Source organism: Pseudomonas lactis (assembly GCF_001439845.1).
GTDB lineage: Bacteria > Pseudomonadota > Gammaproteobacteria > Pseudomonadales > Pseudomonadaceae > Aquipseudomonas > Aquipseudomonas lactis.
This window is the reverse complement of the sequence record NZ_JYLO01000003.1, coordinates 350255-367627: the sequence shown is the minus strand read 5'-3', so window position 1 is coordinate 367627 and position 17373 is coordinate 350255. Positions and strand designations below refer to the sequence as shown.

The window sequence follows — 17373 nt, the reverse complement described above, 5'->3', positions numbered from 1 at the left end:
CGAAATCCTCAGCGGCGATTGCCGTTGGCATCATAGGTGGGCGCTTTGGGTGCGGTGGCCGGGAGGCTGGGGGCCGCCTCCTGCTTGGGGTAGCGGTTGCCGATGCCGCCGTTTTCCAGGGTCGGCCGCGGGTTGGCCGGGACAGGCTGAATGCTGGGAACCGCAGGTGCATTGGGCTGGGTGCCCTGCATGCTGTTGGGGTTGGCCCGGTGAATCGGGCCGTGGTCGCTGCTGCGGCCCGGCAGGTTTTGCGCCTGAGCCCATGGCCCAACGGCCAGGCCCAGCGCCAATGCTGCAAGATGACGTACACAAGGGTTCATGGCCAAACCTCTCTATGCCAGGTACTACGTGCTTTCGATAACACGCTACGCCGTGGGTTCGGGTGGTGACACTAAATAGTTTCTCATCAGGTGTAACACGATCTGTCCGAGCATCTATCCGCCGAAACTTTTGCCCTGCGCTGCGAGTCACCAGCACACAGGCTCTTCGTTGAGGAATCACACCTATGCCACGGGCAATCTGGAAAGGCGCCATCAGTTTTGGCTTGGTTCACATCCCGGTATCGCTGGTCTCGGCGACCTCTTCACAAGGCGTCGACTTTGACTGGCTGGACAAGCGCAGCATGGACCCGGTGGGCTACAAGCGCATCAACAAAACCACCGGCAAGGAAGTCACCAAGGAAAATATCGTCAAGGGCGTGGCCTTTGAAAAAGGGCGCTATGTGGTGCTCAGCGAAGACGAGATTCGCTCGGCCCACCCCAAGTCCACCCAGACCATCGAAATCATCGCCTTCGTCGCCAGCGACCAGATCCCCCTGCAAAACATCGACACGCCCTACTTCCTCGCCCCGGATAAACGCGGCGGCAAGGTCTATGCACTGCTGCGCGAAGCGCTGAAAAAAACCGGCAAGGTCGCGCTGGCCAACGTGGTGCTGCACACCAAGCAACACCTGGCTGCGTTGATGCCACTGGAGTCGGCCCTGGTGCTGGTCATGCTGCGCTGGCCCGCCGAAGTGCGCAGCCTGGACGAATTGGAACTGGGCAGCGATGTGACAAAACCGACCCTGGCCAAAGGTGAATTGGACATGGCCAAGCGCCTGGTGGAAGACATGAGCGCCGACTGGCAGCCCGATGAATACCGTGACAGCTTCCAGGACAAGATCCGGGCGCTGGTAGCGAAAAAGGCCAAGGCCGGCAAGATCGAAGACGTGGAAACCGCCGAAGGCATCGAAGAGCGCAAATCTGCGGATGTCATCGACCTGACCGAACTGCTCAAACGCAGCCTGGCGGGTAAACCTGCGGCGAAAAAGAGCACCGCGAAAAAGTCCAATAACAAGGCCTCTTGAGCCTGCCATTGACGGGAGAACAACATGGCAAAGCCCCTGAGCGAGTACAACCGCAAGCGTGATTTCAAGATCACCGCCGAACCCGCCGGCAGCTCATCCAGCAAACGTAAAGCCTCGGCCTTAAGCTTTGTGATCCAAAAGCATGATGCGCGCAACCTGCATTACGACTTTCGCCTGGAACTTGATGGCGTGCTGTTGAGCTGGGCGGTGCCCAAGGGCCCGAGCCTGGACCCGAGCCAGAAGCGCTTGGCCGTGCATGTTGAAGACCACCCGCTGAGCTATGGCAGTTTCGAGGGCAGCATTCCCGCCGGCCAATACGGTGCGGGGGATGTGATCGTGTGGGATCGAGGCATCTGGCAACCCCACGATGACCCGCGCAAGGCCTACGCGGCGGGCAAACTCAAATTCACCTTGGTCGGTGAAAAACTCTCCGGTGACTGGGCGCTGGTACGCACCCGGCTCAAGGGCAGTGGCGACAAGGAGCAATGGCTGTTGATCAAGGAAAACGATCAGCAAGCGCGCCCGGCCTCTGAATTCGATATTGTCCAGGCCAAGCCCGCCAGCGTGCTCAGCGATGCGGTGGTGGGTAAGCCAAAAGCCACGGCCAAGGCCAAGGCCAAATCCAAGGCAGCGCCAAAAGCCAAAGCGCCCAAGCGTACCGCTGCCCTGCCGGATGAGTTCGCCCCTCAATTGGCAACCCTGGTGGACCGGGCGCCCGAAGGTGACTGGCGCTACGAGATCAAGTTCGACGGCTACCGCATCATGGCGCGCATTCGCGACGGCGAAGTGCGCCTGTTCACCCGCAACGGCCACGACTGGACCGAGCGCCTGCCGCGTCAGTGCAAAGCCTTGCAAGCCCTCAAGCTCAAGGACAGTTGGCTAGATGGCGAAGTGGTCAGCCTCAATGGCGACGGGCTGCCGGATTTCCAGGCGCTGCAAAACGCATTCGATATCGGCCGCAGCCTGGACATCGTCTATTACCTGTTCGATGCCCCGTTTTTGAACGGTCGCGACCAACGCGAAGACCCGGTCGAAGAGCGTCGTGCTGCGCTTAAATCCGCGCTGTCCGGCAGCCGAAGCAAACTGCTGCGCTTCTCCGAAGCCTTTGCCGCCAGCCAGCGCGATATTTTCGAAAGCGCCTGTGACCTGGCCCTGGAAGGGGTGATCGGCAAGCGTGCCGGCAGCCCCTACGTGTCGCGGCGCAGTGACAACTGGATCAAGCTCAAATGCCGCCTGCGCCAGGAATTCGTGATTGTGGGCTATACCCGCCCCCAAGGTTCGCGCAGCGGCTTTGGGGCGCTGCTGCTGGCGGTCAACGATGAGGCAGGCCTGGTGTATGCCGGGCGCGTAGGCACAGGATTTGATCAGGCGGCGCTGAAAAGTATCTATGCCAAGCTCACCGCGCTTGAGCGCAAGGACTCGCCACTGCAAAAGCCGTTGACCAGTGCCCAGGCCCGAGGCGTGCACTGGGTTGAGCCGAGCCTGGTAGGCGAAGTGCAATTTGCCGAGTGGACCCGTGAAGGCGTGGTGCGCCAGGCCGCGTTTGTGGGCCTGCGCACCGACAAGCCAGCCTCGCAGATCATTCATGAACAGCCGCGCGCGGCCAAGTCCGTCAAGGCACCCGAGGCATCGAAAGCCGGTAAAGCCCAGGCAACGGTGAAGAACGTGAAAATCACCCACCCCGAGCGCATTATCGACAAGCACAGCGGCACGCAAAAACAGCAACTGGCGCAGTTCTACACCGATATCAGCGAATGGATCCTGCCCTTTCTGCGCGGGCGCGCCGTGTCATTGCTGCGGGCGCCAGAAGGCATTGAAGGTGAGCAGTTCTTCCAGAAGCACTCTGAGCGCATGACCATCCCCCACATCAAGCAATTGGACCCGGCGCTGGACCCAGGCCATGCGCGCCTGATGGAGGTAGATAGCGTGGACGCCCTGGTGGGTGCCGTGCAAATGGGTACGGTCGAATTTCACACGTGGGGCGCCACCACGGACAAGATTGAGACGCCTGACCTGTTCGTCCTCGATCTCGACCCGGACCCGGCCCTGCCCTGGAAAGCCATGCTGGAAGCGGCCCAACTGACCCTGTCAGTGCTGGATGAGCTGGGCTTGCAGGCTTTCGTCAAGACCAGCGGCGGCAAAGGCTTGCACCTGATCGTGCCGTTGGCGCGGCGCGATGGCTGGGACACCGTCAAGGCATTTGCCAAAGCCATTGCCCAATTCATGACCCGGCAACTGCCCGAACGCTTTACCGCCACCAGCGGCCCCAAGAACCGCGTGGGCAAGATCTTTATCGACTACCTGCGCAACGCCCGTGGCGCCAGTACCGTGGCGGCGTACTCAGTGCGGGCACGCCCGGGCCTACCCGTGTCGGTGCCGGTGAGTCGAGACGAGTTGAAAGGGCTGCGCGGCGCCCAGCAGTGGACGGTGGCGAACCTGCACCAGCGGTTGCAGGCCTTGAAGGACGACCCGTGGGCGGGGTATGCCAATCGGCAGAAGATCAGCAAAAAGATGTGGGACAAGTTGGGCGCGCAACCCCCTGGGTGATCCGCGCCCTGAGCCAGGTCAGATAAGAATGAAGATCAGCGCCAGACCGGCAAAGATCGCCCACTTTTCCAGGTAGTAGCGCGTGCGGTTGCGCTTCTTGAGCTCCTTGCCACGCAGGCGAATCTTGTACAGCCGGGTGAAGGCACGGTTGAGGCCGCCGGTCTTGTCACCCTCATCGTTGGGCGAACCCGCGGCCGCCATCACATTGCGGCTGAACCAGCGGTTGAACGCAGCCGCCCAGCGGTACTTCATCGGCCGTTCGATATCACAGAACAGAATGATGCGGTTCTGTTGGGTGGTGTTTTCCGCGTAGTGAATGTAGGTCTCGTCGAACATCACCGGCTCGCCGTCGCGCCAGTAATAGCTTTCGCCGTCCACATTGATGTAACAGCCTGGATCGTTAGGCGTATCCAGCCCCAGGTGATAGCGGTACGAGCCAGCATACGGGTCGCGGTGACGCACCAGCTTGGAGCCCGGTGGCAGTTCGGCGAACATCGCGGCCTTGATCGAGCCGATGCTTTGCACCAACTCGGTGGTGCGTGGGCACAGCTTCATCGCCGAGGGGTGACTGTCGCCGTACCACTTGAGGTAGAAACGCTTCCAGCCGGTCTTGAAAAACGAGTTGAACCCTACGTCGTTGTATTGCTCCGAGCGTTTGATCTCACCCGCCCGCATCAGATTCTGGCCTTCTTCGCGGATCTCTTCCCAGTGCTCCTGCAATGGGCTCAGGTCTGGAAAGTCGCTGGGCGAGAGGTAGGGACGGCTGGGCTGCTTGGAGAACAGGTACAGGAAACAGTTGATCGGCGCCAGGAACGTCGAGTGATCACTAAGCTGGCGACCCAGCTTGTGTCGCACCCGACCACGCAGGTGTACATACGCAATGGAAGCAACGTAGAGAGCAACAATGATGAGTTTCAAGGGATTCGTCACACGTCAGGGAGAGAACAGGCTGCTCCTGCGGGCCCACAACGGCCGAGGATGGATAAGCAGCACCTGAAATCACAATTCACATACAGGCGACACGCCCGGCGGATAACCGCCTGCGTGCGTCCATTTGCAGTTATTTAGCCACACTTTGTAACCAAAGGTTAACTAAGAATTGTGAAAAGCTGTCTACTGAGTGTGCTGGGGGTAGGCGCAGGCAGGCCCGTGAGCCTGCCTGTTTGAAGGGTTACAGCGGTGTGTCTTTATCCTCGCGGCGATCGCCTAATGCCGTATAAGGGACGGCCTGAGTGCGGCTGCGAACGAAGTAGCGGATCAGCGCAATCATCAGGCCCAGCAACAGCCCGCCGACCAGGCTCAGCGCGATGACCAGCGGTTTTTTCGGCTTGATCGGCGACAGAGGCTCCTGGGCTCGACGGTCAATCGTCACCAGCTTGAGGTTGCTCATGTCGATGTTCAAACCACGCAACCTGGCGACTTCAGCGCGAAGCGGCTCGACGTCCTGCAAGAAGATGTCTTCATTGCCACGCTTGCGCAGCACCTCAACCTCGCGGTTGCTTTCCAGCAGTTGCAGCTCTTTGCCGATCTCGGCAATGCGCGGGTTGGTAAAGTCATCACTGGTACGCTGCTGCAATGCAGCGCGCTCGGCTTCCAACGCCTCGGTCCCCATGAAATACAGCGGGATCTTCTGGTTGTTCACCTCGGTACGCATGACCTGGCTCGAACCCGTGCGGGTGGAGTCGGCCATAGAGGACGGCGTTGTCGGCGTACGAATGCCCATGGACTTGGCAATGCTGATCGCTTCGGCCAATTCGGCCAGGCGGTTGGTGCGCTCCATCTTCATCTGCAAGCGCAAAGCGCTGAGCTCGTCCTGCAGTTGGGCACGCTTGAGCCGGTCGGCTTCCAGCAGCTTGGCGATTTTCGATTCTTTATCGGTATCGTAGTTGGCGCGGGCGGCGTCGATCTTGCCCTTGAGCTCGCTCAAGCGGTTATTGACGATCACCTTCAGGTCAGCACCCACCTGCTGACGCTCGGCGGCAATGGCGTAGTCCACAAAACCGTTGAGAATCGCAACACCGTCGACGTCGGTCGGGTATTGCAGCTCCAGACGAATATAGCTGCTCAACGAATCGGATTTCTTCGGATCGGGCAAAATCAGATTGACCGAATTGCGGTTGAACGCCTCAAAGCTCTGCTCAAGGGTTTGCCCCGGTTTCTTGAACGCCTTGAATAACTCCTCATGGTCCTTGAAGAACCCCAGGCGCGCATCATAAGAGTCCAGCTGTGCACCTACTTTGAGCAACGCATCGGCAGGCGGCAACTTATACACTTCCGAACGGTTCAAGGCGTCTAGCTCGTTGATTGCAGCAGGCCGCAACACACTGCTGACTTCATAGGTCTTGGGTGCCAGAAAGGCATAACCTGCGCCTAATACCCCGGCCAGAAGCGTACACCCGACCACCAGCTTTTTTTGTCGCCAGATGGCGTGAAACAATTCAAATAAATCAATTTCATCAGACGCTGCGGAAGGTGGAAGCGGGGAAGTACGATTCAAAATAAGAACACCTTAAAATAATACTAAAAGGCCATCATTCTCAGAAGTCTAAAAGACTTCAAAAATCAGGGACAACGCCCTGGATACGGCAGACCAATGGCGATGTGACCACTCAGTCCCCTGAAATATCCCACAAACTTAGGGATTATTTCGGTTTCATTTCGGTGAGTAAGCCAAATGACACAGCCATGTCAGACTGATCTGGTTGCAAGCGTAGTCAATACAACATGAAAAAGCTGTCAAATACCTGTCTTATAAAGAAAAAAATTTCGCCTACAGGTGGAACAGTGTCAGCCTCACTACAATTGAACATTTTTTTGAACAGCAATAAGGAGTTTGCATGTCACCGCTTTCAGCCTCGGACTTTCACGCACTGCAAGGCACTTGGGAACAAACAGCCCTTGAAGACAGTGGCGTGCTCAACCCCGTGGATGCCCACAGCGCGCCGGGAGCGATAACGGCAATTGCAGGGGATCGCTTCGAAGTGACCACGGTCGGTGGCGAAGTATTATTGGCAGGACGCTTCGTACTGGACGCCAGTACCACGCCCAAAAGCATTACCTGGACGGACGACATAGGTGATGACGCAGGCAAGCAGCTCCCCGCCAGTTACCGGCTCGACGGCGATGATTTCGTATTTATCGCAGCGGATGAAGGCATGCCCAGGCCCACTGTGTTCAGCACCGGCCCTGGGCAAACCATGCGCACCTTCGTACGGCGCTCTTGAATGCCCCTCAGTAGGAGCGAGCTTGCTCGCGAAAAACCCCCAGACGCCGCGTCTGATTCAGGCAACACGCGTAATCGTTAGCGTTCTTCGCGAGCAAGCTCGCTCCTACACCAAACGGCATTGGTCATCCGATTTGATCACGGCGTTTTCACAAGGCCTTCACTTTTCGACCTATAGGGTGAAGCCTACCTACTCCAGTGAATCCCTTGGCCCGCCCTCTCCTCGCGGGCCTTTTTTTGCCTGCGCAAACCTTGATCAGCCATCACGCTTGATCGCTGTCAGGGTAAAGCACAGGGGCATTTGCGCGACCTGATGCTCATACTGTTCGTAAAGTTCTTCCCGGTTGCAATGCGGGTACTCCTGCAAATGAGCGATCCGCAACTGCGCTGCGATAGCCCCGCTGACCACGCTGCCCAGGGTATGTACGTACCAATAGGAGGTCGGCCCGGGCCGCTCATCCTTCCCTTCATAGACAATTGCCTCCTGCAGCACAACGGGTTCACGCTGAAAGTAAGAACTGGCAGGCAGCATCGGGTTGGCCCCACAGGGGTCAAACACCTCGAGAAAGGGATGGGTTTCGTACATGACCAGCGTGCCGCCGGGCTTCAGCACACTGGCAACCTGGCGCATGAACAGCGCCACATCCGGCATCCAACCCAGCACTCCTATGGTCACCAGGGCAATATCGAAGCGTGCCTGCAAACGCTCGGGCAAATGGTGGATATCGGTCTCAATGAACTCAGGGCTATGCGGCGAGACCTCGGCCAATTCCCGTGCCTGTTCAAGAAACGCCCGGGATTGATCAACCCCCACCACCGAACGGGCGCCCAAGCCATACAGCGATAGGCTTTCGCGTCCGTTGTTGCAACACAATTGCACCACATCCTTGCCCATTACACCCACCTCTTGCAGCAAGGTGGTGATGGTCGGGTCAAGGCAGGAAAAATCAGGCTCGGCGACCGAGGCCAGCAGTGCCGTCCAGGTCGGAGTATCTTTGTGCAACCCGGCAGATTCATCCCAGGCATTTTTGTTGCTGGCGATCGCCTCTTGCGCTGAGGGCATGTCCATTGCTTCTCCAGAAACTCATTACAGTGGGCTTTGGAAAGTAAGTTAAATGCACGCAGGAGAAAAGCCTCCCCGACCGCGAAACTTATCACTCAGCCCACAGGTCACTAACCCAACGCGCGTTCAGCCCCTGAACGCCGCTCTTGAAGGTCGCATCGTGGCCCGTCATTCAGACCTGCGCATCGCTTTATCCCTGGACAGCCTGAACTTCTTTCTCGCCGATGTGCGCGACGGTCTCGGACCGTACCTGGCGATCTACCTGCTGGCCGTGCATCAATGGGAGCCGGCCAGCATTGGCGTGGTCATGACCCTGGCCGGCATCGCTGCCTTGTTGACCCAAGGCCCCGCAGGTGCGCTGATCGACCGCACTCGCAGCAAACGTGCGGTGGTAGCCCTTGCCGCGCTGTTGGTGACGGGCAGTTGCCTGATGCTGCCCTTTGTCAGTTCATTTGGTTGGGTGGCGTTGACCCAGGCCGCCAGTGCTGTAGCCGCCTCGGTATTTGCCCCGGCAATTTCCGCCATTTCGCTGGGGATCACTGGGCCGCGCGCCTTTACCCGGCGTACCGGGCGCAACGAGACCTTCAACCACGCCGGCAATGCCGTGGCCGCGTTGCTGGCCGGCGGGCTGGCCTACCTGTTCGGGCCGGTGGTGGTGTTCTACCTGATGGCGTTCATGGCCGTCGCCAGTGTCATTGCGGTCAGTTGCGTGCCGGCCAAGGCGATTGACCATGAGGTCGCCCGTGGTTTCGATCCGGCCCATCACACCGACCACGAACAACCCTCGGGCCTGAAAGCGTTGCTGACCAACCAACCGCTGCTCCTGTTCGCCATCTGCTGCGCACTGTTTCACTTGGCCAACGCCGCAATGCTGCCGCTGGTCAGCCAGAAACTGGCGCAGATCAATTTGCAGATGGCCACCCCGCTGACTTCAGCCTGCATCGTCGCCGCCCAATTGGTGATGGTGCCGATGGCCTGGCTGGTCGGGCTCAAGGCCGATGTCTGGGGACGCAAGCCGCTGTTGCTTGTAGGTTTCCTGATACTGCCGTTGCGTGGCGTGCTCTATACCTTATCCAGCGACCCCTACTGGCTGGTGGCGGTGCAGATGCTCGACGGTATCGGTGCCGGCATTTTCGGCGCCCTGTTCCCGGTGATCGTCAAAGACCTGACCCAAGGCACCGGGCGCTTCAACGTCAGCCTGGGCGCCCTCTCCACCGTATTCGGCCTCGGCGCGGCGCTCAGTAGCAGCCTGGCCGGTTTCGTGGTGCAGCAGGCTGGCTACAACGCGGCGTTCCTGACGTTGGCGGCAGTTGCAGCCGCTGCCTTGATGCTGTTGTGGCTGGCGATGCCGGAGACCTTGGCAAAACCATCCTTCGCTCGCCATACAACTGTCGCCTGACATATGCGACAATGCGCGCCAAATTCCAACACACATCCCAAATTTTGTGTTCAGCGACCGGGTTTCGCGCCTTGATGTCGCTGTTGACGCATGCCTGAAGGCACCTGCCGTCACGCTCGCAACCCATTGATAGGTAAAGTAATTGATCTCCACAGCTAACATCACCATGCAGTTCGGCGCCAAGCCGCTCTTCGAGAACGTCTCGGTCAAGTTCGGCGCCGGCAACCGCTATGGTTTGATCGGTGCCAACGGTTGCGGCAAGTCGACCTTCATGAAAATCCTCGGTGGCGACCTCGACCCGTCCGGCGGGCAGGTCATGCTCGAGCCGAATGTGCGCCTGGGTAAACTGCGCCAGGACCAGTTCGCCTACGAAGAATTCACCGTGCTTGACACCGTGATCATGGGCCACGAGGAGCTGTGGAAGGTCAAGGCCGAGCGCGACCGCATCTACTCGCTGCCGGAAATGAGCGAAGAAGATGGCATGGCCGTGGCCGAGCTGGAAACCGAGTTCGCCGAGATGGACGGCTACACCGCCGAATCCCGCGCCGGTGAGCTGCTGCTGGGCCTGGGTATTCCCCTGGAACAGCATTTCGGCCCGATGAGCGAAGTGTCCCCAGGCTGGAAGCTGCGCGTATTGCTGGCCCAGGCGCTGTTCTCCGACCCGGAAGTGCTGTTGCTCGACGAACCGACCAACCACTTGGACATCAACACCATCCGCTGGCTGGAAAACATCCTGACCCAGCGCTCCAGCCTGATGATCATCATCTCTCACGACCGTCACTTCCTGAACAGCGTGTGCACCCACATGGCTGACCTGGATTACGGCGAGCTGCGCCTGTTCCCGGGCAACTACGACGAGTACATGACCGTGGCGACCCAGTCCCGCGAGCAACTGCTGTCGGACAACGCCAAGAAGAAAGCGCAGATCTCCGAACTGCAATCCTTCGTCAGCCGCTTCTCGGCCAACGCCTCCAAAGCCAAACAGGCCACCTCCCGTGCCAAGGCGATCGACAAGATCCAGCTGGCCGAGGTCAAGCCATCGAGCCGTGTGAGCCCGTTCATCCGTTTCGAGCAGAACAAAAAGCTGCACCGCCAGGCGGTCATGGTCGAAAAGATGGCCAAAGGTTTTGACGGCAAGCCGCTGTTCAAGGACTTCAGCTTCCAGGTTGAAGCGGGCGAGCGCGTGGCGATCATCGGCCCGAACGGTATCGGCAAAACCACCCTGCTGCGCACCCTGGTCAACGAACTGACCCCGGACGCCGGCAGCATCAAGTGGACCGACGCCGCCGAGCTGGGCTACTACGCCCAGGACCACGCCCACGACTTCGAAGACGACGTGAGCCTGTTCGACTGGATGGGCCAATGGACCCAAGGCGAGCAAATGATTCGTGGCACCCTGGGCCGTATGTTGTTCTCCAACGACGAGATCCAGAAGTCGGTCAAAGTAATCTCCGGTGGTGAACAAGGGCGCATGCTGTTCGGCAAGCTGATCCTGCAAAAGCCCAACGTGCTGATCATGGACGAGCCGACCAACCACTTGGACATGGAATCCATCGAAGCATTGAACCTGGCGCTGGAGAACTACCCGGGCACGCTGATCTTCGTCAGCCACGACCGTGAGTTCGTATCGTCCCTGGCCACCCGCATTATCGAGTTGAGCCCTAGCGGCGTGATCGACTTCAGCGGCACCTATGACGACTACCTGCGCAGCCAGGGTGTGGTGTTCTAAGAGCAGCACTTAGCTGCAAGCAAAAGCCCTGCCCCTGTGACGGGGCTTTTTTGCATCAGCACTGTGCCGGGCGCTGATTTTGTGGGCCATGCATAACCAATGTGGGAGCTGGCTTGCCTGCGAAAGCAGTGGTTCAGCTATAGATTCACTGACTGACACACCGCCTTCGCGGGCAAGCCCGCTCCCACAGGGATCGACGGTAGGCGTCCCTCGCTCCTACAGGGAGGCGGGATATGCCATGATGCTTTACCGCCCGCCAGCGATTGAGTATTCATGCCTGCCGCCCCCTCCTCCCTGTCGATCACCCTGCAGATCGTTTCCATCGTCTTCTATACCTTCATTGCCTTCATCTGCATCGGCCTGCCGATTGCGGTGATTCCAGGCTATGTGCATGAGCAAATGGGCTTCAGCGCCGTGGTGGCCGGGGTGACAATCGGCTCGCAGTACCTGGCCACGCTGCTCAGCCGCCCGATGGCTGGGCGGATGTCGGATAACGTCGGTACCAAACGTGCGATCGTGCTGGGCCTGGCCGGCATTCTGATCAGCGGTGTACTGACCTTTATCGCCACCCTGCTGGACAGCCTGCCGAGCTTGAGCCTGGGTATTCTGATCGCCGGTCGCCTGTTACTGGGCGTGGCCCAGGGCCTGATTGGCGTGGGGACCATCAGTTGGTGCATGGGCGCAGTGGGCGCCGAGCACACCGCACGCTCGATTTCCTGGAATGGCATCGCCTCCTATGGCGCCATTGCCATTGGTGCGCCGTTAGGCGTGGTGATGGTGGCTGACTACGGCTACACCAGCCTGGGTGTTGCCCTGGCGGTGTTGGCGGCGTTGGGCCTGGTGCTGATCCGCAATAAACCGTCGGTGCCAGTGGTACGTGGCGAGCGGCTGCCATTCTGGGCGGTGTTCGGGCGTATCGCGCCGTTTGGCACCAGCCTGTGCCTGGCCTCGATTGGCTACGGCACGTTGACGACCTTCATCACCCTGTATTACCTCAATCGTGGCTGGACCGGTGCGGCATATTGCCTGACGGTATTTGGCGTGTGTTTTATCCTGTCGCGCCTGGTGTTTATTTCGGCCATCAGCCGGTTTGGTGGATTCACCGCCGCCATCGCCTGCATGCTCATCGAAACCCTGGGCCTGACGCTGTTGTGGCTGGCGCCGTCTACCGGCGTGGCCTTGATCGGCGCAGGGTTGACCGGCTTTGGCTTGTCACTGGTTTACCCGGCGCTCGGCGTGGAAGCCATCAAGCAAGTGCCAGACAGCAGCCGCGGCGCGGGGCTGAGTGCCTATGCGGTGTTTTTCGATCTGGCACTGGCGATTGCCGGGCCGTTGATGGGCGCCGTGGCGCTGAACCTCGGCTATGGCTGGATCTTCTTCTGCGCGGCGTTGCTGTCGGTCAGCGCGCTCGGCCTGACCGTATTGCTCCGGCGTCGCGCCTACTGATCAGCGGTCTGCAAGCCGGCGCGGGTGGCCTCGCCCAGGGTATGGCTGAAAAAACGCCCGGCCTCGGAGACCAGATCGCGGTGGATGCCTTCTCGATCAACCCCATCGGCATCCGTGCAAATGGCGGGCATGCTCGCCAGTTGATCGCTGTCACACGGGGCCATGAACACGAAGTGCCCGGCCCCGGCCAACAGTTTGAAATCCGGGGGCTGCGGCAACTTGCGCGCCAGGGCGGCGGCGTTCTTGTCCACGGCCACCAACTGGTCGCCATCGCCACTGTAGAGCAGCACCGGCACATGCACGTCCGCCAGGGTGTGGCGGCCAAACATCAAGCTCAGCGGCGCCATCAGCATCAAGGCATGGATGCGCGGATCGGCCTGGGGTTGCAAATCGTCGCGATCGACCACCAACTCGCCCTTGGTGGTGCACGCGTCACGGTCTTCGGGGCGTTCCTGGCAGTAGCGGCGCAAACGTTCGAAATCCGGCTTGGCGCCCGCCAGAATCAATGCCGTCTCGCCACCAGCGGAATAACCGATGACGCCGATCTGATCAATATCCACAAAGGGCGACAGCATCGGCTCGGCCAAGGCGGCGGTGATCGCCTGGGAAATCTGGATCGGCCGACCGTACAAATTGCTCACGGTGCCCAGGCGGCTGTGGTCCTTGTAGTTGTCACCGGGATGCAGCACCGCCACCACCACAAACCCCTTGCGCGCCAAGGCGGTGGCCAGGTCATGCAGGGCCAGCGGCGTGCCGGTATTGCCGTGGGACAACATCAGCATCGGGAAACGCCCGATCGCCACCTTGGCATCTTCGCTGGCCGCGACATGGTAGGCGCCCAGCGCGGTGCTGCGCTCGGCATCGGTGGAGGGGTAGAACGCGATGGCTTTCATCGGCTGCGCATCCAGCGGGTCGAGAAAACTCATGCGATGAAACCCCACGCTCCAATGGGGGTGCGGTGCCGGCGCGGCGTGCACTGAAACCAGGCCGCCAATCAGGGAAAGAACCAAAACAGCACAAAGACGCATCATAGGGATGTCCACCTTTGCTGCACAAAAACCGGCCTGTCGATAAAAAGTCCAGGGTATCGAATGGATGTCTGCATAACCTGGGCCACAACGAAAAAACTCCGTACTCCGCTCGCGCTCGGGCGATCAGAATACAGAGTTTAGGCGCTAGGTTTCAGAATGAAACCGAGGACAGGGCAAATTTACATAAGCCTTACGCAGCGGCGAACAGTTGCTCGTTGATGCGCACGTTGGCGTCGCTCATGGCTTTGCTGCGCACTTCATCACCGTAGGCCAGGCCTTCGGCGCGGACGATCTCGATGTCGGTGATGCCGAGGAAACCGAACAGCAGCTTCAAGTAGCCTTCGTGGGCAGCGCCCGAGGCCTGGTCGGCATGCAGGCCACCGGCGGTGGAGACAATAATGACTTTCTTGTTGCCGCACAGGCCTTCAGGGCCGGCTTCGGAATAACGGAAGGTCTGGCCGGCGACTGCGATGCGGTCGATCCAGGCTTTCAACTGGGTGGGGATGGTGAAGTTGTACATCGGCGCACCCACCACCACGGCATCGGCGGCGAGGAATTCAGCCAGCGACGATGCACTCAGTTCAGCCTCGTGCTTTTGCGCCGCATCGCGCAGTTCGGCAGCAGTGCCCAACGCGCCCAGGGTAGCGCCGGAGAAATGGTTGATGCCTTCGCTGGCAAGGTCACGGTAAGTCACTTCCACACCCGGCTGGGCGGCCTGCCACGCCTTGACTACACCGGCGCTGAGCTGACGGGAGGCCGAGTTGTCGCCGAGGATGCTGGAATCGATGTGCAAGAGTTTCATGATGGATCTCCGAGGTGGGATCGACAGTGGCGATCAGATGGTGGTGATGCTACGCATGAAACCAATGGTCGATAAGCCATCTGAAATGCGATAGTTTGTCCCACTGACAGGACAATAGGCCCACCATGCAAGACCTCAACGACCTCTACTATTTCGCTAAAGTCGTCGAAGCCGGCGGTTTTGCTGCGGCTGGCCGGCTGCTCGGGATTCCAAAATCCAGGTTGTCACGGCGCATTGCCGAGCTGGAAGACCGCCTGGGCGCACGCCTGCTGCAACGCACCACCCGGCAACTGACCCTCACCGCCGTGGGTGAGCGCTACCTGCGCCACTGCCAGGCCATGCTGCTGGAAGCGGAAATGGCTGACGAGGCCGTGGCCAGTATGTCCAGCGAGCCGCGTGGGCGGCTGCGGGTCAGTTGCCCGGTGGGCCTGGCCCAACACATCCTGCCGGAGTTGGTGGCAGGTTTTCTCGCCGCTCACCCGCTGGTGCAGTTGGACATGACCCTGGTGAACCGCCGCGTCGACCTGGTGGCCGAAGGCATTGATGTGGCACTGCGCGTTCGCGAACAAGGCGATGAAGACCCGTTGCTGGTCACCAAGCGCCTGCGCCAGGCGCACACCGTGCTGGTGGCCAGCCCCGCGTTCATGCGTGATCGGCAGGTCGGAACCCTGGAAGACCTCAAACAGTTGCCCATACTCGGCGCACTTGAGGCCGACCGAATGGTGCATCAACGCATCATCGATCCCCAGGGCAATACCCATGAACTGGTGATGGAAGCGCGCCTGGGCATCGAGGACTTTATCGTGCGCAAGGCCAGCGCCATCATGGGCGTGGGCTTTACGATACTGCCGATGATGTACTGCGAAGAAGAACTGGCCAGCGGCCGGCTGGTGCAACTGCTGCCGCAATGGTCATTGCCGGGCGGCTGGCTGCAGGCGGTGTACCCGCACCGGCGCGGCGTGCTGCCGGCCATCCGGGCCTGGATCGACTATCTGGAAGAAGGCTTCAAAGGCTGTGGAGATCGGCTGTTATGAGCATGACAGAAGAACAAGTCGCAGGTTTCTGCCTGAGCCTGCCAGGCGCACGGGAAGACTATAAATGGGGCGGCGTGCGGGTGTTCTCGATTGCTGGCAACAAGATGTTCGCCTTGCAGAACCTGCGCGGTGAGTCGCTGGCCTTCAAGGTCGACAAGGAGCTGTTCCTGGGCCACGTCGACCGGCCGGGCATTCACCCGGCGCCTTACCTGGCGAGGGCACAGTGGGTCATCATGAACACGCCCTACCCTTTGGGCGCTGAGGAACTGCGCGGCTTGTTGCAGCGCTCCCACCAGTTGGTGGTCAGCAAGCTGCCCAAGCGCACGCAGATTGGCTTGCGGCTAGAGGATTGACAGCAAGGTGCCGCCCAAGAACAACTGGTCCAGCCAGAACACCTGGTGCAACAGCACAATCACCCAGAACAGCACCTGGTAAGACACCTTGCGCGTCTTGTGCCGGAACACCTGCTGGGCGATCAACGCCCCCGGCCAACCGCCCGCCAGCTCCACCGCGTGCAGGATGTTTTCCGGGGTGCGCCAGCCTTCGGTCTGGGCCTTGCGCTTATCGCTCCAGTACAGGAAGAACGCCACCACGCTGACCACACCGTAGGCCATCAACGGGATGACCGTTTCGCCGCGATACCACAGCAAGGCCGAGCCCAGCAGCGGCGCGGCACACAGCAGCACAAAGAGCAGCGCCTTCAGGCGTGGATGCTGGATGCTCATGGCTTGACCGCAGTCCAGTCGATCCAGCCGAACTGCCAGGTCGCCAGGATCACCAGGCCGAAGGCAATCCGATACCAGGCAAACGCCGCGTAGCTGTGGCTGGCGATGAACTTGAGCAGGGCCTTGACCGCAATCATCGCGAAGATGAACGAGGTGACAAAGCCAATGGCGAACACCGGCAAGTCCGCGGGCTGGAACAGGTCCCGGTACTTATAGCCCGAGTACACCGCCGCACCGACCATGGTGGGCATCGCCAGGAAGAACGAGAACTCGGTGGCCGTCTTGCGTGACAGGCCGAACAACAGGCCGCCGATGATCGTCGCACCGGAACGCGAGGTGCCGGGGATCATGGCCAGGCACTGGGCCAGGCCGACTTTCAGGGCGTCTTTCCAGGTGATGTCATCGACGCTCTCAGCCCGCACCGCATGCTGGCGGCGTTCAGCCCACAACATGATCACGCCGCCCACCACCAGCGCTGTGGCCACGGTGATAGGGTTGAACAGGTAGTGCTTGATCAGATCGGCGAAGATCACCCCGAGTACCACCGCGGGCAATACGGCGATGATCAGGTTGACGGTAAAGCGCCGGGCTTTGGGCTGGGTCGGCAGGCCGATAACCACGTCAAAGATCTTGCGTCGAAACTCCCAGACCACCGCCAGGATCGCGCCCAGCTGGATAATGATGTTGAAGGCTTCGAAACGCTCGCCACCAAAATTGATCAGGTCGGCGACGATGATCTGGTGGCCGGTGCTGGAGATCGGCAAGAACTCCGTAAGCCCCTCTACGATGCCGAGAATCAATGCCTGTATGGCGGTCCAAAAATCCATGCTGTCTCCAAAGGTCATGCGCGGGGCATGCCTCTTAGTCTTTTTTAAGTTCACTGACGACGAGCGCACACAAGCGCCCGCGGTTGATTCTCAACGCCGGTCTGCAAAAATTCCGTGAAAAATCAGGCAGTACTCAGGTTTTTCGATTCCGGGCCGAAAGCCTATCAGACACGCCGGAAATCTCGAAGCAGCACCACAATTA

The 17373-nt window shown here is 60.0% G+C and carries 16 protein-coding genes; 8 read left to right on the top strand and 8 right to left on the bottom strand.

The annotated features are described in order from the left end of the window. Nucleotides 1–8 precede the first annotated feature (8 nt). Nucleotides 9–320, bottom strand: a complete 312-nt coding sequence (locus TX24_RS06660; RefSeq protein ID WP_057709946.1) for a hypothetical protein — start codon at nt 318–320, stop codon at nt 9–11. 185 nt (nt 321–505) lie between these two features. Here TX24_RS06660 and ku point away from each other — a divergent pair, with 185 nt between their 5' ends. Then, nucleotides 506–1345: a non-homologous end joining protein Ku gene (ku, locus tag TX24_RS06655; protein ID WP_057709945.1), complete on the top strand. Its 840-nt coding sequence runs from the start codon at nt 506–508 to the stop codon at nt 1343–1345. 24 nt (nt 1346–1369) lie between these two features. Then, nucleotides 1370–3892: a DNA ligase D gene (gene ligD, locus TX24_RS06650; protein WP_057709944.1), complete on the top strand. Its 2523-nt coding sequence runs from the start codon at nt 1370–1372 to the stop codon at nt 3890–3892. An 18-nt stretch (nt 3893–3910) separates the two neighbouring features. Here the strand turns inward: ligD and lpxO are convergent, their stop codons facing one another. After that, on the bottom strand, nt 3911–4810 hold the full coding sequence (gene lpxO / locus TX24_RS06645; RefSeq protein ID WP_014718362.1) for a lipid A hydroxylase LpxO: 900 nt from the start codon (nt 4808–4810) through the stop codon (nt 3911–3913). A gap of 253 nt (nt 4811–5063) precedes the next feature. After that, nucleotides 5064–6389 carry a Wzz/FepE/Etk N-terminal domain-containing protein gene (locus tag TX24_RS06640; RefSeq protein ID WP_003191065.1) on the bottom strand — a complete coding sequence of 442 codons (1326 nt, stop codon included), beginning with the start codon at nt 6387–6389 and terminating at the stop codon, nt 5064–5066. Nucleotides 6390–6729: 340 nt separating this feature from the next. Between TX24_RS06640 and TX24_RS06635 the strand changes: the two genes are divergently transcribed. Next, complete coding sequence (locus TX24_RS06635) at nt 6730–7116, top strand: TIGR03067 domain-containing protein (protein ID WP_057709943.1); 387 nt, start codon at nt 6730–6732, stop codon at nt 7114–7116. A gap of 255 nt (nt 7117–7371) precedes the next feature. Here TX24_RS06635 and TX24_RS06630 read toward each other — a convergent pair whose 3' ends face one another. After that, complete coding sequence (locus TX24_RS06630; RefSeq protein WP_003191062.1) at nt 7372–8184, bottom strand: class I SAM-dependent methyltransferase; 813 nt, start codon at nt 8182–8184, stop codon at nt 7372–7374. A gap of 154 nt (nt 8185–8338) precedes the next feature. Between TX24_RS06630 and TX24_RS06625 the strand changes: the two genes are divergently transcribed. The 3 genes from TX24_RS06625 to TX24_RS06615 all read left to right on the top strand — a co-directional run bounded on the left by TX24_RS06625 (nt 8339) and on the right by TX24_RS06615 (nt 12752). Beyond that, complete coding sequence (locus TX24_RS06625; protein ID WP_057709942.1) at nt 8339–9577, top strand: MFS transporter; 1239 nt, start codon at nt 8339–8341, stop codon at nt 9575–9577. Nucleotides 9578–9719: 142 nt separating this feature from the next. Then, nucleotides 9720–11306 (top strand): ABC-F family ATPase, encoded by a 1587-nt coding sequence (locus TX24_RS06620; protein ID WP_003191057.1) that lies wholly within the window; start codon nt 9720–9722, stop codon nt 11304–11306. 273 nt (nt 11307–11579) lie between these two features. Beyond that, on the top strand, nt 11580–12752 hold the full coding sequence (locus TX24_RS06615) for an MFS transporter (protein WP_057709941.1): 1173 nt from the start codon (nt 11580–11582) through the stop codon (nt 12750–12752). Here TX24_RS06615 and TX24_RS06610 read toward each other — a convergent pair. Continuing rightward, the gene (locus TX24_RS06610) at nt 12746–13783 is read right to left on the bottom strand and encodes an alpha/beta hydrolase family protein (RefSeq protein WP_044273645.1); all 1038 of its coding nucleotides are present in this window, start codon (nt 13781–13783) and stop codon (nt 12746–12748) included. The two genes, TX24_RS06615 and TX24_RS06610, sit on opposite strands and share 7 nt — an antisense overlap. A 190-nt stretch (nt 13784–13973) precedes the next feature. Continuing rightward, complete coding sequence (locus tag TX24_RS06605; protein WP_034127345.1) at nt 13974–14585, bottom strand: FMN-dependent NADH-azoreductase; 612 nt, start codon at nt 14583–14585, stop codon at nt 13974–13976. A 125-nt stretch (nt 14586–14710) separates the two neighbouring features. Between TX24_RS06605 and TX24_RS06600 the strand changes: the two genes are divergently transcribed. Beyond that, nucleotides 14711–15619: a LysR substrate-binding domain-containing protein gene (locus TX24_RS06600; RefSeq protein WP_057709940.1), complete on the top strand. Its 909-nt coding sequence runs from the start codon at nt 14711–14713 to the stop codon at nt 15617–15619. Further along, nucleotides 15616–15972 (top strand): MmcQ/YjbR family DNA-binding protein, encoded by a 357-nt coding sequence (locus tag TX24_RS06595; RefSeq protein WP_003191047.1) that lies wholly within the window; start codon nt 15616–15618, stop codon nt 15970–15972. The genes TX24_RS06600 and TX24_RS06595 overlap by 4 nt, the downstream gene beginning before the upstream one ends. Here TX24_RS06595 and TX24_RS06590 read toward each other — a convergent pair. After that, complete coding sequence (locus tag TX24_RS06590; protein WP_003191046.1) at nt 15961–16344, bottom strand: DUF1294 domain-containing protein; 384 nt, start codon at nt 16342–16344, stop codon at nt 15961–15963. The two genes, TX24_RS06595 and TX24_RS06590, sit on opposite strands and share 12 nt — an antisense overlap. Beyond that, nucleotides 16341–17171 (bottom strand): undecaprenyl-diphosphate phosphatase, encoded by an 831-nt coding sequence (locus tag TX24_RS06585; RefSeq protein ID WP_003191045.1) that lies wholly within the window; start codon nt 17169–17171, stop codon nt 16341–16343. The genes TX24_RS06590 and TX24_RS06585 overlap by 4 nt, the downstream gene beginning before the upstream one ends. Nucleotides 17172–17373 lie beyond the last annotated feature (202 nt).

Bases quoted from the DNA above. Each gene is read 5' to 3' on its own strand.
- TX24_RS06635 (WP_057709943.1), top strand. From the start codon at position 6,730: ATGTCACCGCTTTCAGCCTCGGACTTTCACGCACTGCAAGGCACTTGG.
- TX24_RS06585 (WP_003191045.1), bottom strand. From the start codon at position 17,171: ATGGATTTTTGGACCGCCATACAGGCATTGATTCTCGGCATCGTAGAG.
- ligD (WP_057709944.1), top strand. From the start codon at position 1,370: ATGGCAAAGCCCCTGAGCGAGTACAACCGCAAGCGTGATTTCAAGATC.
- TX24_RS06590 (WP_003191046.1), bottom strand. From the start codon at position 16,344: ATGAGCATCCAGCATCCACGCCTGAAGGCGCTGCTCTTTGTGCTGCTG.
- TX24_RS06610 (WP_044273645.1), bottom strand. From the start codon at position 13,783: ATGATGCGTCTTTGTGCTGTTTTGGTTCTTTCCCTGATTGGCGGCCTG.
- TX24_RS06605 (WP_034127345.1), bottom strand. From the start codon at position 14,585: ATGAAACTCTTGCACATCGATTCCAGCATCCTCGGCGACAACTCGGCC.
- TX24_RS06615 (WP_057709941.1), top strand. From the start codon at position 11,580: ATGCCTGCCGCCCCCTCCTCCCTGTCGATCACCCTGCAGATCGTTTCC.
- TX24_RS06630 (WP_003191062.1), bottom strand. From the start codon at position 8,184: ATGGACATGCCCTCAGCGCAAGAGGCGATCGCCAGCAACAAAAATGCC.
- TX24_RS06600 (WP_057709940.1), top strand. From the start codon at position 14,711: ATGCAAGACCTCAACGACCTCTACTATTTCGCTAAAGTCGTCGAAGCC.
- ku (WP_057709945.1), top strand. From the start codon at position 506: ATGCCACGGGCAATCTGGAAAGGCGCCATCAGTTTTGGCTTGGTTCAC.
- TX24_RS06660 (WP_057709946.1), bottom strand. From the start codon at position 320: ATGAACCCTTGTGTACGTCATCTTGCAGCATTGGCGCTGGGCCTGGCC.
- TX24_RS06595 (WP_003191047.1), top strand. From the start codon at position 15,616: ATGAGCATGACAGAAGAACAAGTCGCAGGTTTCTGCCTGAGCCTGCCA.